The following is a 15,901-nucleotide window of genomic DNA, read 5'->3' as shown; positions in this document are numbered from 1 at the left end:
GCAACCATCATCACAATTTTGTCATCGGCGACGAATCTTGATGGCACTGCCACAATGGTGGGGGAAACTGACTATCCGGCCGCCCCATGGCGCGGTCACGGCCCCGAAGGGTCCGATCTGAAAGGAAATGCCGATGACCGTGCCTTCGCCGATCCTGGCAACCGCCTTCATGCTTGCCACAGCCGCCATTCTGGCGATGCGCGCAACCATTGTGGCGGCGAACCGCAAGTCCATGGTCAAGGTCCGCAGCCGCCAGCGCCATCCGGCAAACACGAAAACCCAGGGTTGAGGTGAAGTCATGGACGTACAGGATATCGTGAACACCGTCTCGCAGAAGGCCGGCCTTGACCAGGCAACGACCGAAAAAGTCGTCGGCACCATTTTCTCGGTGCTCGAGCACGAGGCCGAAGGCACCAGCGCCTCATCCTTCTTCGCCAAGATTCCAGGCGCCGATGCATTGGCGCAGAAATATGACGTCATGGCCGCCGCTCCGGCCGGCGCCGGTGGCGGCTTCCTGTCCTCGCTGCAAGGCGCGCTTGGCGGCGTTCTCGGCGAAAAGGCAGGCGCGCTGGTCAACGGCCTCGCCGCGCTGAAGGCATCCGGGCTCGACATAGCGCAGATCCAGAAGGCCGGCGCCACGCTGGTCCAGCAGGCCGAAGCCGCGGCCGGCCCCGATCTGACCAACCAGGTGCTCGGCTCGGTGCCTGGCCTCAAGAGCCATCTCGGGCTCGGCTAGCGCCAAGACCGCTTTTGGTTAGCGCGACACAGCTATTTCGGCAGCGCGTACGCCATCACATAATCCCCCGGCTTGGTGCCGACCGAGCCGTGGCCGCCGGCAACGATGACCACGAACTGGCGCCCGTCGGCGACCGTGTAGGTCATTGGCGTCGATTGCCCGCCTGCCGGCAATCGGGCCCGCCAGAGCTGCTTGCCTGACGTCAGGTCATAGGCGCGCAGATAGTCGTCGACCGCCGCGCCCAGGAAGGCGACGCCGCCGGCGGTGATCATCGGCCCGCCAATGCCGGGCACGCCGACCTTCAGCGGCAACGGCAGCGGCGTCATGTCGTAGACGGTGCCGTTGCGGTGCTTGTAGTTGATCGTGCCCGTCCTGAGGTCGACCCCTGCGACATAGCCCCACGGCGGCGCCTGGCAAGGGATGCCCAGCGGCGACAGGAACGGCCCCATCACCACCGCATAGGGCGCGCCCTCATTGCGGTTCAGCCCCTGTTCGCTGCCCTTGGTGCTGTCACCCGGCGGCGGCACGTCGGCGCGGGCAATGAGTCTCGACGTAAACGCCAGGTAGGTCGGCATGCCGAACATCACCTGCCGCACCGGATCGACCGCCACCCCGCCCCAGTTGAAGACGCCGAAATTGCCGGGATAGACCAGCGATCCCTGCAGCGAGGGCGGCGTGTAGCGGCCTTCATAGCGCAATTTGTGGAAGGCGATGCGGCAGGCCAGTTGGTCGAACATGGTGATGCCCCACATATCGGCATCGGTCAGCGGCTTCGGGTTGAAGGAGAGATCGGAGGAAGGCTGCGTCGGCGACGTGTGGTCCCCCTCGATGGCGCCGCCGGGCGCCGGCACTTCCTTGACCGCGATCACCGGTTCGCCGGTGCGCCGGTCGAGCACATAGAGGTCGCCCTGCTTGGTCGGCCCGACCAGCGCCGGCACGACGGAACCGTCGGCCTTGGTGATGTCGATCAGGCTCGGCTGCGCCGGAACGTCCATGTCCCAGAGATCGTGGTGCACAGTCTGCCGCACCCATTTCAACTGCCCGGTGTTGAGGTCGAGCGCGGTGATCGAGGAGGAGAATTTCTCGACATTGGCGCTGCGTCCGGCGCCAAGCTGGTCCGGCGTCTGGTTGCCGAGCGGCACGTAGAGCAGGCCGAGCTTTTCGTCGGCGCTCGGCGTCGACCACATGTTGGGCGAGTTGGCGGTGTAGGTCTGGCCGGCCGGCAGCGGCGTCGTCTGGTCCGGATTGCCGGAATCCCAGTTCCAGATCAGTTTGCCGGTGCCCGCATCATAGGCGCGGATGACGCCGGACGGCTCCTGCGTCGAATAATTGTCGTTGACCGCGCCGCCGACGATGATCTTGCCGCCTGATATCAGCGGCGCCGAGGTCGAGTAGTAATAGCCCGACTTCGGGTATGGCATGCCGGTCAGCAGGTTGAGCGTGCCGCCCTCGGCGAAGGCAGGACAGACCTGCCCGCTGGCGGCATCGAGCGCGATCAGCCGCGCATCCGAGGTCGGCAGGTAGACGCGGGCAGCACAAGGCTGGCCGGCGGCGCCGGTGGCATCGGCATAGTAGGACACGCCGCGGCAGGTCTGGTGCTGGCGGTCCTTGTCGAGCTTGATCTTGGGATCGTAGCGCCATTTTTCCTTGCCGGTCGCGGCGTCCACCGCGATGGCGAAATTGTGCGGCGTGCAGATGTAGAGCGTGTCGCCGATCTTGAGTGGCGTCACCTGATAGGTGGTCTCGCCGATGTCGTCGGGCCCCTTCACGTCGCCGGTGCGGTAGGTCCAGGCCGGCTGCAGATTGGCGACATTGTCCGGCGTGATCTGGTCGAGCGGCGAATAGCGCTGGCCGAACTGCGTGCGCCCATAGAAGTGCCATTCGCCCGCCGGCACTTCATTGCCAAGATTGGCGTTGGGAATCACCTTGTCGGTATCGAGCGCACCGGCAATATCTTTGGGGTCCGTCGTCATCGAATAGCCGGCCACAGCCAGCGATGCCAGCACGGCCAGGATCAGCGGCGCGCGCCCGTCAGGCCCGGCAAGGCCTCGCCTTGCCCAAGGCGTCAGCAGCCACAGCGCCACCAGCACGATGATGCCGCCGCGCGGGCCGAGTTCCCACCAGTCGAAGCCGATTTCCCAGACCGCCCAGGCCAGCGTGCCGATCACGATCGCCGCATAGAGCCAAAGTGCCGTGGACCGGCGCCGGTAGAGCAGCCAGGCGGCAATCAGGAAGGCGAGACCGACGACGATGTAGTACCAACTGCCCCCTAGCGAAGCCAGCCAGATGCCACCGCCACCAAGCGCCAGACCGAGGAGAAAGAGAACGAGAGAGGTGATGGTGACAGCCAAGATGATACTCCTTCGACTGTTGCGCGCTCGCGCGGCCACGGGCAACCCGGTGCACCGCTCCTACCCTGCGCACAGCTTTCTCCCGCCTGCCCCGCCTGTCAAGCTGCCCACACGCCAAGGTGGCAATCCATCTTGCCTACGTCAGGGTTTTCCCGCAGTCTCCATGGATCATCTTTCCCGTGGAGCAAGCAACATGCCGTCACTCGTTTCGCCACTGACGCGCATGGCGCTTGTGCTCTACTGCCTCGTCCCGCTCTTCGCTGGCACTGCGGCCGCGCAGGCGCAGACAATCAGCGAGATCAACAAGGCGAACGGCTTTCATGAGATGCTGATGGGCATTGGCCCGGGTTTCACCGCGGCCGTGAAATCGGCGCCGGGAACGCCGCCACGAAAGGTCCAGGACGCCCTTGCCGCCGCTATGGAAGGTGCCTTTGACCCCGAGAAGATGGAAGCGGCCATCGAAGCCCGGATGGCGGACAAGCTCAGCGCCAGGGACTTGTCCGAACTGGCCTCGTTTTATGCGTCACCCCTGGGCAAACAGGTCACCGCGCTCGAGATCCAGGCTTCGTCGCCGCAAGCAAGGGAGGCCAAGAAGATCGAGGGCGCCAAAATCCTCGGCGAGCTTCCGTCCAGGGATCCGGCCAGGTTCGCATTGTACAGGAAGATGATGGACGATATCAGCGCCGTCGACACCGGCGAAGCCGTCGGCTTGAACATGGGCTATGCGATGCTTTCCGAAATGCTGGGCGCGGCCGGAAAGCCCCTGCCCGACGACCAGGTCATGGCCCTGCTGCGCAAGCAAACCGATGGGCTTCGCCGTGACATCGACAACGATGCCATGGAAGCCGCAGCCTATATCTATCGGGATATGTCCATGGCCGATCTGAAGCTCTATGAGGCCTTCCTGGCCTCACCCGCCGGCAGCCGCTATTACGACCAGATGCAGGTCGCGCTGGGCGCGGTGATGACGGACGAGGCACGCTCCTTCGGCCATCGATTTTTCGTCGCCCTCGGTTACCGCAAGGCGTGAACCGCGATATCCGGCATTTTACCCGGAACAAAACGTAGACAGTTCTGGTCTTTCCCTGCCGAATCACTACATTCGGGGGGAAGATGTCCGGCTTTTCCGAAGACATGCCCTTTTTCGACGAACCCAATGCGCGGCCGACGGCCCCGTCGGGCATTGCCGCGCGCGCCATGGCTGCCCGCGGCGGCCAGAACAGCGCGCCTGATTATCTCAAGGGGCTGAATCCGGAACAAAGGCTGGCGGTGGAGACCACCGAAGGCCCGGTTCTGGTGCTGGCCGGCGCCGGCACCGGCAAGACGCGTGTGCTCACCACCCGCATCGCCCACATCCTTGCCACCGGCAAGGCCTTCCCCTCGCAGATCCTCGCCGTGACCTTCACCAACAAGGCCGCGCGCGAGATGAAGCAGCGCATCGGCATCCTGATCGGCGAAGGCAATGTCGAGGGCATGCCCTGGCTCGGCACCTTCCATTCGATCGGCGTGAAGCTGTTGCGCCGTCATGCCGAGCTTGCCGGCTTGCGTTCCGACTTCACCATCCTCGACACCGACGACGTCGTGCGGCTGATCAAGCAGCTGATCCAGGCCGAGGGCCTCGACGACAAGCGCTGGCCGGCCAAGCAGTTCGCCCAGATGATCGATGGCTGGAAGAACAAGGGGCAAGGTCCGGCCGATATCGCAGAGGGCGACGCGCGCAGCTTCGCCAACGGCAAGGGCCGCGAACTCTACAAGGCCTATCAGGAGCGGTTGCAGACGCTGAACGCCTGCGACTTCGGCGACCTGCTCTGCCACCCCATCCGCATCTTCCGCGCCAATCCGGACGTGCTGAAGGACTATCACTGGCGCTTCAAATACATCCTCGTCGACGAGTACCAGGACACCAACACCGCCCAGTACATGTGGCTGCGCCTACTGGCGCAGCGGCCGGACGCCGGGCGTGCGGCAACGTCGACGGATTTGCGATCGTCCGAAGGCCGCAAGCCCGACCGGGCGTCGGCCGGCCAGGTCGCCCCCGCGGAGGCCAGCGAGCGAAGCTCGCGTGCGGCCGTGAGCGAAAACAAAGTCAATATCTGCTGCGTCGGCGACGACGACCAGTCCATCTATGGCTGGCGCGGCGCCGAGGTCGACAACATCCTGCGCTTCGACAAGGATTTCCCGGGCGCCACCATCATCAGGCTGGAGCGCAACTACCGCTCGACCGCGCACATCCTTGGCGCTGCCTCCCACCTCATCGCCCACAATGAGGGCCGCTTCGGCAAGACGCTTTTCACCGACCGCAACGACCCCGAGGACGGCAAGGTCAATGTCCACGCCGCATGGGATTCCGAGGAGGAGGCCCGCGCCATCGGCGAGACCATCGAGGCCTATCAGCGGCAGAAGCACAATCTCAACGACATGGCGATCCTGGTGCGCGCGTCCTTCCAGATGCGCGCCTTCGAGGACCGCTTCATCACGCTCGGCCTCAACTACCGCGTCATCGGCGGCCCGCGCTTCTACGAGCGCATGGAAATCCGCGACGCGCTGGCCTTCTTCCGCGTCGTTGCCAACAGCGGCGACGACCTCGCCTTCGAGCGCATCGTCAACGTGCCGAAGCGCGGCCTCGGCGAAGCCACCATCCGCCAGATCCACGATACGGCGCGCGCGCTGCGCATCCCGATGCTGGAGGCCGCCGGCAATCTCGCGGAAAGCGACGAGCTGAAGCCGAAACCACGCGCCGCGTTGCGTGAAGTGGCCGCCAATTTCGAGCGCTGGCAGAAGGCGCTGGAAACCAAGCCGCACACCGAGCTCGCCGAGACCATTCTCGAGGAGAGCGGCTACACCGACATGTGGAAGAACGACCGCTCGGCCGAAGCGCCGGGCCGGCTGGAGAACCTCAAGGAACTGATCCGCTCGATGGAGGAGTACGAGTCGCTGCGCTCCTTCCTCGAGCATGTCGCGCTGGTCATGGATGCCGAGCAGAATGCCGGGCAGGACGCCGTCTCGATCATGACGCTGCATTCTGCCAAAGGCCTCGAATTCGAGACGGTCTTCCTACCCGGCTGGGAGGAAGGCCTATTCCCGCACCAGCGCGCGCTCGATGAGGGCGGCCGCTCCGGGCTGGAGGAAGAGCGCCGGCTGGCCTATGTCGGCCTCACCCGGGCCAAGAAGAACCTGCATATCTGGTTCGTCTCCAACCGCCTGATCCATGGGCTCTGGCAATCGACGATCCCGTCGCGCTTCCTCGAGGAACTGCCTGAATCCCATGTCGAGATCGCCGAAAGCGGCAATTCCTATGGCGGCTACGGCAACCCCTATGGCGGCGGCTCTTTCGCCTCCGGCCGTGGTGGCCGCCAGAATCCGTACGGCGCCTCGCGTTTCGACAGTGTCGGCGCCAACACCGAAAAATCCGGCGCCTTCTCCAACACCTATTCGACGCCCGGCTGGCAGCGCGCGCAGGCCAACCGCACCGAAGCCACCGACCGCAACTGGGGCACGCGCTCCGGCCACCAGGTCGAGCGCATCGGCTATGGCGAGACCGACTCGGGCTACGGCGCCGGCCGCACCAGCGTAAAGGGCCGCACCATCGACGGCGAACTGGTCGCCAAATCCGTCGCCGACAAGCCGTCGCCCTTCAGCGTCGGCGACCGCGTCTTCCACCAGAAATTCGGCAACGGCAACATCTCGGCCATCGAAGGCAACAAGCTGACCATCGACTTCGACAAGGCCGGCCAGAAACGCGTGTTGGACGGGTTTGTCGCGGCGGTGTGAGCTGCCCTCCCGAGCAGCTCTCGGCGCCGTTCCAAAAACGGTTTCCTCACCGATACCGTGCCTGGTTCCACTTGTGCCCGAGCAGCGACAGGATGATGATCAGCCCGTTGAAGAACTGCACGTAGAAGCCGCTCAATCCCGCCGCCACGACGCCGGTCTGGATGAACGACACGGTGACCGCGCCGATGGCGCCGCCGACGACCGTGCCAATGCCGCCCCAGGTCGGGGTGCCGCCGACGAACACCGAGGCCAGTACCGGCAGGAGATAGCCGTCGCCGGCGGTCGGCCACCAGGTGAAGTTGATCATCACCGAGAACGTGCCGGCGATCGCGGCGCCGATGCCGACGAAGACGAACACTTTCACCCGCACGCGCTTGACGTCGATGCCCATCTGCTGGGCGCTGTCGGGATTGTCGCCGACCACCCTCACCTGTGCGCCGAAGCGATGCCTGTTGTAGAGCATCGCCGACAGCACGACGAAGGCGATCGCCCAGAAGATCTGCACCGGAACGCCCAGGATCTGGCTGGAGAAGATCCTGTAGGCCCAGCTGCCGCTGAGGCTGGTCAGCGACATCGATTTGCCCTCGTTGATGATCTGGATCAGGCCGCGCAGCAGGAAATTCATGCCGAGCGTGGCGATTAGCGACGACAGCCCGCCATAGACGACCAGCGAGCCGACGAGGAAGCCGAGCAGCATGCCGGTGACGAGTGCCGCCGCAATGCCGAGGAACGGATCGTAGCCGGCCTGCACCACCAGGGCGAAGACCCAGGAGGCAAAGCCCATCGTCGCCGGAAACGACAGGTCGATCTCGCCGCAGGTGACGACGAAAACCAGCGGCACCACCACGAACAGCGCCACGGGCAGCGTCGTCAGCACCGAGCTGTAGAGATACCAGGTGGTGAACACGGTCGGGTTGGCGACCATGAACACCGCCATCATGACGATGAACACGGCGAGCGTGCCGAGCGAGGCGCGGTTGTCGAGGACGAAGCCGCGCAGCCAGTGATCGGACGGATGTTTCCACTCTTGGCGGGCGGACCCGGCATGAGCGCGCAGAGGGCTTTCGAGATCGGGTTCCATGGTCTTGCTCATCGCGCTTGCTGCTCCGCTTCGCCGGCCTCGCGCAATCCGGGCAATCCGCCGGGATGTGCGACGTCCTCCATGAAATTGATCAACTCTTCCGCCGATTTGACCGCGCTGCGGTCGGCGGTCAGCGCCACCTTGCCGCGATCGAGCACCACGAAGCGGTCGGCGATGTCGAAGACATGGTGGATGTTGTGGCCGATGAACAGGATCGAGCGTCCGCTCGCCCGCACCTGGCGCACGAAGTGGAACACCTTGGCGGTCTCGGTCAGCGACAGCGCCGTCGTTGGCTCGTCGAGGATGATCAGCTCGGCCTGCTTGTAGATGGCTCGCGCGATCGCCACGCCCTGGCGTTCGCCGCCCGACAGCTGGCCGACGATCGAGTGCGGCGTGAACACTTTCGAGGTGAAGCCGATCTCGCGCATCAGCCGGCTCGCCTCCTCGATCTCCTTGTTGACTTTCAGCCAGCCCATGAAGCCGGTCAGTTCGCGGCCCATGAAGATGTTGCGCACGATGGTCTGCTGCACGGCCAGCGCCCGGTCCTGGAATACCGTCTCGATGCCGGCGTCGCGCGAGCGTGCCGCGCTCCAGCCGTTCGCCGGCTTGTCGCGCACGAGGATGTCGCCGCTGGTCGGCCTGACCACGCCGGACAGGATCTTGATCAGCGTCGACTTGCCGGCGCCATTGTCGCCGATGAGGCCGACCACCTCGCCACGGTCAACGCTGAGATTGACGCCGCCCAGCGCATAGACCTGACCGTAGGATTTCGTGATATCGCGCAGTTCGATGATGCGTTCGGCCATCGGATCCTCGCTTTCATTGTAACATGCCGGCCCTTTGCCGGCGGTCCTGCCGGCCGGGTCCAACCCGACCGGCAGCCTTGGGAGGTCAGCGCAACGCCTGCTTGGCGAGCTCTGAGACGATCTCATAGTTCTGCGGCGTGACGAAGCCGGCACCGGTGTCGACATTCATCGGCGCCAGACCCAGCACCACTTGCTGGCAGAGGCTGAGGATCGGCAGATAGCCCTGCATGAATGGCTGCTGGTCGGCTGTCAGCTGCACCCAGCCACCCTTGAAGCCCTCGACGATCTGCGGGCTGGTGTCGAAGCCGAAATTGAAGATGTCGCCGGGCTTCCGACCCGCGGCCTGCATGTAGGTCGGCACATTGCCGAGCATCTGGCCGCCGGGATAGCCGACCGCCTTGACGCCCGGATTGTTGAGCAACGCCGCGGTGATCACCGGGATGGCGAGGTTCGGATCGGCGGCCCACTCGGTTGCGGAATTGATTTGCACGACATCGACGCCGGCCTCTTTCAGGGCGGCGACCGTCCCACGCTCGCGTGCGCCCCGGCTCTCATTGTCGAATGGCCCGATCATGATCGCCTTGTCACCGGATTTCAGCCCGGCCAGCTTGAACGCCTCGGCGCCGAGCGCGCGGCCCTGCTGCTCCTGCTGCGCGCCGACATAGCCGCCGCCGAACGCCGCCGTCACCTTCGGCACCGGCACGTTCTGGTACATCATCTTGATGCCGTCCTTATGCGCCTGCTCCGCCAGCGGCATGATCGCGTCTTCGCCTGGATGGCCCATCATGGCGATGCCGTTGGGCTTGACCGCGACCGCCTCGCGCAATTGCTGCACCATCTTTTCGACGTCCCAGCCGGAGAAGATGTAGTCGACTTTCGGGCCGAGGTCGGCCGCCGCCTGCTTGGCGCCATTGTAGACGATGGTGCCGAAAGCGTCGCCCTCGGCGCCGCCTACGAAGAAGCGGATATGGACATCTTTGCACCACTGGGCGTCGAGCGCCCGTGCCGGCAAGGTCGAGATTGCGGCGCAAAGCGCCGTGGCGGCGGCCACGACGGTCGTGCGCAGAAGTGTCGTTCTGATCGCGATGCTCATGCACTTGTCCTCCCATTGTTTCCCTCGTCAGCCGAGGGGCTCTTGACGATTGCTTCGCCACTTACGAACCGGCTCCTCCGCCGGCCAATCCTCTCACCAAATTTGTCCTCACGTCGGATTTTGCAGGTAGCTGGCGCCTCCCCGGCATTGCTTGAGATACTCCAGCGCCCGGACCTGGCCGCTGATCTCGAGAGCGTCTCGATAGACCGGGTCGTGCCAACCCTCTATGTCGATGGCGCCCTTGTAGCCGGCCAGCCGCAATTCGCTGATCACCCGCGTCCAGTCGCTGTCGCCGAAGCCGGGCGTGCGCATCTGTACGAAAGGCAGACGGCCGAACACGCCGTGCTCGCGGATGACATCCCAGCGCACGGTGGCGTCCTTGCCATGGACATGGAAGATGCGCGGCGCCCATTTGCGGATCTGCGGGATCGGATCGATCAGATAGACGAGCTGGTGGCAGGGTTCCCATTCGAGCCCGAGAGCCTCGTCCGGCACTTCGTTGAACATTAGCTCCCAGGCGTCCGGATTGTGGGCGATGTTCCAGTCGCCGGCCGCCCAATTGCCGTCCATGGCGCAATTCTCGAAGGCGATGCGCACGCCCTTGTCGGCGGCGCGCCTGGCCAGCGGCCCCCACACTTCGCGAAAGCGCGGCAGGCTGTCGGTCAGCTTCTTGCCGCGCAGGCGCCCGGTGAAGCCACTGACCATGGAAGTGCCGAACAGATGCGCATTGTCGATGACCGTTTCCCAGGCCGCGAGCACGCCGCGATCGACCTCGCCGCTCTCCAGTGGATTGCCAAAGACGCCGATGGACGAGACCGTGACATCGGCATCGCCGATCGCGTCGCGGATTTCGCCGGCAAGGCGTGGAAGATCCTTGCCGCCCAGCGTCTGCCAGAAGAAGGGCTGGATGCTCTCGAAGCCGAGCGGCAGGATCTGCTTGATATACGCCGGCGGGTCGTCGAGGTTAGCCCGCACCATGGTGCCGATCCTGATGTCGAGAAGCGGGTTTGGCATCATCGTGTTCCTATGAAATCGCCACGCGGCGTCCGGTTTCGGCGCTCTCGATCGCGCCGAAAACCATGGCCAGGCTTTTGATGTTGTCGGTGCCGCGCGTCTCCGGCTCGGTCCCGGTCTCGATGGCGTGGATGAAATCCCCTATGATGCCGAGATGACCGCCGACGCGGTCGGCTGGATCGAGCGGCGGCACGTCGATCGGCTGGGTCTTGGCGAACAGCCCATCGCGGCCCGTCGCCACCACCTCCGCCTTCAAGAGGTCATGGCCGTCCCAGATGAGGCTGCCGCGCTCGGCGACGATGCGCCAGCTGCCTTCCCAGCTGGTGCGGAAGCCGTCGGCGCACCAGGAACCGGCATAGGTGAAGACCTTGCCGCCGCCGAGATCGAAGACCGCGCTTGCCGACGAGCCCTGCCGGTACCAGGAATTGGCCGGCTCCCATTCCTGGCAATAGACACCAGCCGGCTCGCCGCCGGCCATGTAGCGGGCGGCGTCGAAAGTGTGGATGGCCATGTCGAGCAGCAGCACATGCGCCATCTCCTCTCGAAAGCCGCCGAAATGCGGCGCGACGAAGAAATCGGCATGGATGCTGGTCGCCGCGCCAATGGCGCCGGAGTCCAGGAAGCGGCGGATGCGCCTGACATTGGCGACGTAGCGGCGATTCTGCACGACGGCATGGATGCGCCCGGCCTGGCGAGCCGCATCGACGATGGCGCGCGCGTTTTCAGGACTGTCGGCCAGCGGCTTTTCGGTCAAGAGATGGCAATTGTGGGCGAAGGCCGAAAGCGCGACCTCGCGCCGGGCAGCGGGAACGACGACATCGAACACCGCGTCGGGCCTGGTCTGGGAGAGCACCGCGTCAAGGCTGGTGCCGATGACGATGCCGGTGAGGTCGTATTCGTGCGCCCTCGCCTTCGCCCGCTCGGCGTCGAGGTCGACAAGGCCGACAATGGCAAGCCCATCGATCTGCCTCGCGGCATCGAGCCATTGCCTGCTCATCGCGCCGCAGCCGACGAGGACGACATTCATCATCCGGCGTTCCTCCTCCGCTCGGTCCCTCCAGACCGATCGTCACGGCATCCACGGCATCACCGTAAACGTTTTTCCGTAAACGTTTACGACAACACACCCGATAGCGTAGAATGTCAATTGGCCGCTCGCGAAAATCGTCTTTCGCCTTGGCCTCGGCACCGGCCAATGCTAGCGAAGCTCGGGGGAGAAAGTCTTTGGCGTCCAGCATCCACGACCTAGCGCGTCACCTGAACATTTCGATCGGCACCGTATCGCGGGCGCTGAACGGCCGCGCCGACGTCAATGCCGACACGCGCCAGCGCGTGCTCGACGCCGCCAAGAAGCTGAACTATTCACCCAACCAGTCCGGCCGCAGTCTCAGGCAAGGCGCGACCCATTCGATCGCCTTCATGCTGCAGCCGCATCCCGGCGACCAGCAATATGGCGAACCGTTCTTCATTCCCTTCCTGATCGGGGTCCAGGGCCGCCTTGCCGAAAGCGGGCTCGACCTGACCGTGGTGATGGGCGCGCCGGGCGACTATCAGCAGGAGCGCCTGCGCCGCGTCGTCGAGACCCGCCGCGCCGATGCCGTGCTGCTGGCCTGGACGCGGCGCCAGGACGAGCGCATCGATTATCTCACACAGGTCGGCTTCCCCTTCGCCACGCTCGGCCGCAGCCGCAGCGGCGGCAAGACCTATCCCTCGCTCGACCTCGATTTCGAGCAGGCAGGCAGCGACGCAGTCGACCGCCTGGTGGCGCGCGGCCACCGCCGCATTGCCGCCATCCGCCCTTCCCTCAATCTCAATTTCAGCCATCTGTTCCTCGACGGCTACCGCAAAGCCCTGAAGCGGCACGGCATCGAGGTCGACCCCGCGCTTATCGCCGACGGCTTCATCAACGAGGCCGGCGGCTACCAGGTGACGCCGCGCGTGATGTTGGCAAAGGACCGGCCGACAGCCATCATCTTCAACAACGACGCCATGGCCCTCGGCGGCTGCAAGGCGCTGGCCGAGATGGGCATCCGGCCGGGCCACGACATCGCGGTGACCGTCATCGTCGACACGCCGCTCTGCCGCTATTTTTCCCCGGCGCTGACCGCCTTCCGTCCGGCGCTGGAGCCGATGGGCCGGCGCCTGGCCGAAATGCTGCTGGCCTCGCTTCCCGCCTTCGCCGGCCCGGAAGGCCCGCGTATCATCCACGAAGTCTGGCCGCTGGAGCTGGTCGCGCGCGACAGCGATTGATGGCGCAGGCTATCAATCCACCTTCTTCTCGCCCCGCTCGCCGGCCTTGACGATGTCGCCCGTGGTGAACAGGATTTCCTTCAATTCCGCCCGCCAATCCTTCTTCTGGCGCAGCAGGAATTCAAGGTCCATCCCGAAATGCTTGAACTCCTCGCCTTGCGCGTTCTGCATGATGGCCCGCGCTTGCGGATCCTTCTCCACCGAGATGCGCTGTTCGTACCAGCCAATCGCTTCCGCCTCCTCGATCAGTGAGGTGATCATGCGGGCAAAGGTCCGCACCTTCTGCGACAGGTCTTCAGGCGGTTCGTGATACTGGTCGAAACCCATGTCGTCCTCCGTGGTTCATTCCCATGAATGCTCGGGAATGCCGCCGGTTCCGCATCACCGCTGCAATTCCGCCAATGCCCGCTCCAGCGGTGCCGGCGAAATCTGGATCGGGCCGGAGAACGGCACGTCCATGTCGAGGATCAAGTAGATCGCCCCGGCAATCAGCGCGGCCGAGACGACATAGGTTGCAAGCGTGATCACATTCTTCGGCGCCCTGAACCCGAAACTAGCGAAGATCAGCGCCAGCCACGCAACCAGCATGGCAATCAGCGGCCAGGGGATAGCGCCCTCCGACTGTTCGATCAGCACCCAGCGCATTTCCAGCACCTTCTGCAGGCGCTGACGCGCATCCTGCAACAGCGGGCCATGCGTCGCATCGGACAGCGTCAGCGCGTTCAGCCGCGTGCCGATCTCCGTCAAAAGATGTTCGGACAGCTGGTTGGCGACGAGAGTCGTTTCACTGTTTTGCGACGAGGTGGCCACCACCCGCTGCACATAAGCGACCAGCGGCTGGCGCACCGCATCGGCTTCCGGCCCGTACTGGCGCAATGTCCTGTCGAGCAGGATGAGCTCCGTCGCATAGGCGTGCACATTGTGATCAATCGATTCGAAGGTGTTCTTGGCCGAATTGATCATCAGGCCGAGCACCAGCGAGGTCATGACGCCGAACAGATTGGCGGCGAGCCGCACGACATTGTTCGTGTCGTCGTCGCGATGCCTGGCCGGCAGCCTCGGCCATATCGCCATGCTGGCCAGCGGCGCCGCCGCCAGGCACAGGAAAATCACCAAGGCGATCAGGGCTTCGCGCATGAAGCGCATTTCTGCACGGCGTGCACCGCTTGCCAATGACCCCGGCACCGGTCACGCCGCGAAAGTCGCGGCAAGGACCGGGTGTCTCGCGAAAGCTCGCTCCTCACGACACCGGTGGCGCGCCGCCCTCTTCGGTGCGCCGCGCGATGAATTCGTCGAGCACTCCGGCGGTGGCGGCAGCCGAAGCGGGCGGCTCGAAATCGGCAAGGATGCGTTTCCAGATGCCGGTGGCGCGCTCGCTGGCGGTCTTTGATCCGCTTTGCGTCCAGTTGCCGAAATTCGACCAGTCGGCCACCAGTGGCTCATAGAATGCGGTGCGGTAGCGCGCCATGGTGTGGCCGGCCGAGAAGAAATGCCCGCCCGGCTGCACTTCGGCGATGGCCTCGAAACCGATCGCGTCGTCGTCGCCAGGCGTTGCCGCGCAAAGCTCGGCAATCGACTGCACCGCCTCGATGTCGGTGATCAGCTTCTCGAAAGAGACACTCAGGCCACCCTCCAGCCAGCCCGCGGCGTGAATACAGACGGTGGCGCCGGCAAGCACCGAGCCCCAAAGGGCGAACTGCGACTCATGGGCTGCCTGCGCATCGGAAATGTTTGCGGCACTGCCGGCGCCCGAACGCCAGGGAAGGCCGATGAAGCGCGCCAATTGGCCGGCCCCCAGTGTCGCCTTGACGTGCTCGGGCGTGCCGAACGCCGGAGCGCCCGACTTCATGTCGACATTGGAAGAGAACGAACCATAGAGCACGGGTGCGCCCGGGCGCACGATCTGCGCCAGTGCCAGACCGGCCAGCGCCTCGGCATGCTGCAGCGTCAGCGCGCCGGCGACCGTGATCGGCGCCATCGCGCCGGCCAGGCAGAACGGCGTGATGACCAGGACCTGCCCGGCGCGAGCGAAGTCGATGATGCCTTGCGCCATCGGAATGTCGAGCTGGCGCGGTGAATTGGTGTTGATGATGGTGTAGCAATGGGCGCCAGCGCGGAATTCATCCTCTGACAGCCCGCGCGCCAGCCGGATCATCTCGAACCCATCCTCGACCTGCGGCGTGCCGCGAGCGAAGACAAAGGGGAACTTGTCGGACAGCGTCAGCTGCGCGCGGTTGACGGCATAGTGGCGTAAACGGTTGTCGACATCCTGCGGCTCGATGCAGGGGCAAAGCATGTGCAGTACGTCGAAATGCTGGATGAGCTTGGTCAATTCCTCGAAGGCCCCGAGCGTTCCCGGCCGGCGGCCGCGTTCGAGATCGGTGACGTTGGGCGCGCCAGCGCCGGCGAGGAACGTCATCGAGCCGAGCTCGAGCAAAAGATCGCGGCTGCGGTCGCCCGCCAGCGCTGGAATTGATTTCGGCGCCGAGGCCAGTGCCGCGGCCACGATGTCGCGGCCGATGCGCACCATGTCGGTGTCCGGGTCCACAAACGCACCGGCGCGGGCGAAAATCTCCCGCGCCTGCGGCAAGAGCACCTTGATGCCGAGTTCCTCCAGCACGCGCAGCGCCGTGTCGTGGATGGAAGCCACCTGGTCATCCGAAAAGATCGGCTGCGGCAGGAACGGGTTCTTCAACGACCGGTAGTTGGGTCGGCGGCTGCTTTCGCTGCCGGCCTCGCCCGTGCGTCCACGCCGGCGCTCGCGCCTCATGTCTCGTGCCGCGTCATCGACCATCGAAA

14 protein-coding genes are annotated in these 15,901 nt (G+C 64.9%); 5 read left to right on the top strand and 9 right to left on the bottom strand.

Translation table 11 applies throughout. From position 1 onward, the window contains the following. The first annotated feature begins 133 nt into the window (after positions 1–133). Positions 134–289, top strand: a complete 156-nt coding sequence (locus JG747_RS17400) for a hypothetical protein (protein WP_019859049.1) — start codon at positions 134–136, stop codon at positions 287–289. A gap of 9 nt (positions 290–298) precedes the next feature. Beyond that, on the top strand, positions 299–736 hold the full coding sequence (locus tag JG747_RS17395; RefSeq protein ID WP_064983840.1) for a hypothetical protein: 438 nt from the start codon (positions 299–301) through the stop codon (positions 734–736). A 32-nt stretch (positions 737–768) separates the two neighbouring features. On the opposite strand, the gene JG747_RS17390 is transcribed toward JG747_RS17395, so the two are convergent. After that, complete coding sequence (locus JG747_RS17390; protein ID WP_202359681.1) at positions 769–3,087, bottom strand: glucose/quinate/shikimate family membrane-bound PQQ-dependent dehydrogenase; 2,319 nt, start codon at positions 3,085–3,087, stop codon at positions 769–771. On the opposite strand from JG747_RS17390, the gene JG747_RS17385 reads away from it, so the two are divergent. After that, complete coding sequence (locus JG747_RS17385; RefSeq protein ID WP_244748126.1) at positions 3,074–4,117, top strand: DUF2059 domain-containing protein; 1,044 nt, start codon at positions 3,074–3,076, stop codon at positions 4,115–4,117. The genes JG747_RS17390 and JG747_RS17385 overlap by 14 nt on opposite strands. Positions 4,118–4,200: 83 nt before the next feature. Continuing rightward, positions 4,201–6,858, top strand: a complete 2,658-nt coding sequence (locus JG747_RS17380) for an ATP-dependent helicase (protein WP_202359680.1) — start codon at positions 4,201–4,203, stop codon at positions 6,856–6,858. 46 nt (positions 6,859–6,904) lie between these two features. On the opposite strand, the gene JG747_RS17375 is transcribed toward JG747_RS17380, so the two are convergent. The 5 genes from JG747_RS17375 to JG747_RS17355 all read right to left on the bottom strand — a co-directional run bounded on the left by JG747_RS17375 (position 6,905) and on the right by JG747_RS17355 (position 11,882). Beyond that, a complete protein-coding gene (locus JG747_RS17375; RefSeq protein WP_019859054.1) occupies positions 6,905–7,951 on the bottom strand; it encodes an ABC transporter permease in 1,047 nt (348 codons plus the stop codon). Further along, the gene (locus JG747_RS17370; RefSeq protein ID WP_202359679.1) at positions 7,948–8,745 is read right to left on the bottom strand and encodes an ATP-binding cassette domain-containing protein; all 798 of its coding nucleotides are present in this window, start codon (positions 8,743–8,745) and stop codon (positions 7,948–7,950) included. The genes JG747_RS17375 and JG747_RS17370 overlap by 4 nt, the downstream gene beginning before the upstream one ends. Before the next feature lie 85 nt (positions 8,746–8,830). Further along, a complete protein-coding gene (locus JG747_RS17365; protein WP_019859056.1) occupies positions 8,831–9,838 on the bottom strand; it encodes a substrate-binding domain-containing protein in 1,008 nt (335 codons plus the stop codon). Positions 9,839–9,946: 108 nt separating this feature from the next. Further along, a complete protein-coding gene (locus JG747_RS17360; RefSeq protein WP_202359678.1) occupies positions 9,947–10,855 on the bottom strand; it encodes a sugar phosphate isomerase/epimerase family protein in 909 nt (302 codons plus the stop codon). A gap of 7 nt (positions 10,856–10,862) precedes the next feature. Next, a complete protein-coding gene (locus tag JG747_RS17355; RefSeq protein WP_202359677.1) occupies positions 10,863–11,882 on the bottom strand; it encodes a Gfo/Idh/MocA family protein in 1,020 nt (339 codons plus the stop codon). 194 nt (positions 11,883–12,076) lie between these two features. On the opposite strand from JG747_RS17355, the gene JG747_RS17350 reads away from it, so the two are divergent. Then, positions 12,077–13,102, top strand: coding sequence for a LacI family DNA-binding transcriptional regulator (locus tag JG747_RS17350; RefSeq protein WP_027047017.1), 1,026 nt, complete (start codon positions 12,077–12,079; stop codon positions 13,100–13,102). A 12-nt stretch (positions 13,103–13,114) separates the two neighbouring features. Here JG747_RS17350 and JG747_RS17345 read toward each other — a convergent pair whose 3' ends face one another. The 3 genes from JG747_RS17345 to JG747_RS17335 all read right to left on the bottom strand — a co-directional run bounded on the left by JG747_RS17345 (position 13,115) and on the right by JG747_RS17335 (position 15,896). Further along, positions 13,115–13,429 (bottom strand): ferritin family protein, encoded by a 315-nt coding sequence (locus JG747_RS17345; protein ID WP_019859060.1) that lies wholly within the window; start codon positions 13,427–13,429, stop codon positions 13,115–13,117. A gap of 54 nt (positions 13,430–13,483) precedes the next feature. Next, entirely contained in the window at positions 13,484–14,239 is a 756-nt protein-coding gene (locus tag JG747_RS17340) for a bestrophin-like domain (RefSeq protein WP_027047018.1), read from the bottom strand. Between the two features lie 103 nt (positions 14,240–14,342). Continuing rightward, positions 14,343–15,896 (bottom strand): trimethylamine methyltransferase family protein, encoded by a 1,554-nt coding sequence (locus tag JG747_RS17335; protein WP_019859062.1) that lies wholly within the window; start codon positions 15,894–15,896, stop codon positions 14,343–14,345. Positions 15,897–15,901 lie beyond the last annotated feature (5 nt).

Origin of the sequence: Mesorhizobium sp. 131-3-5 (assembly GCF_016756575.1) — a bacterium.
Taxonomy (GTDB): domain Bacteria; phylum Pseudomonadota; class Alphaproteobacteria; order Rhizobiales; family Rhizobiaceae; genus Mesorhizobium; species Mesorhizobium jarvisii.
Note: the sequence above shows the minus strand (reverse complement) of the source record. Positions and strands in the feature narration are given on the sequence as shown.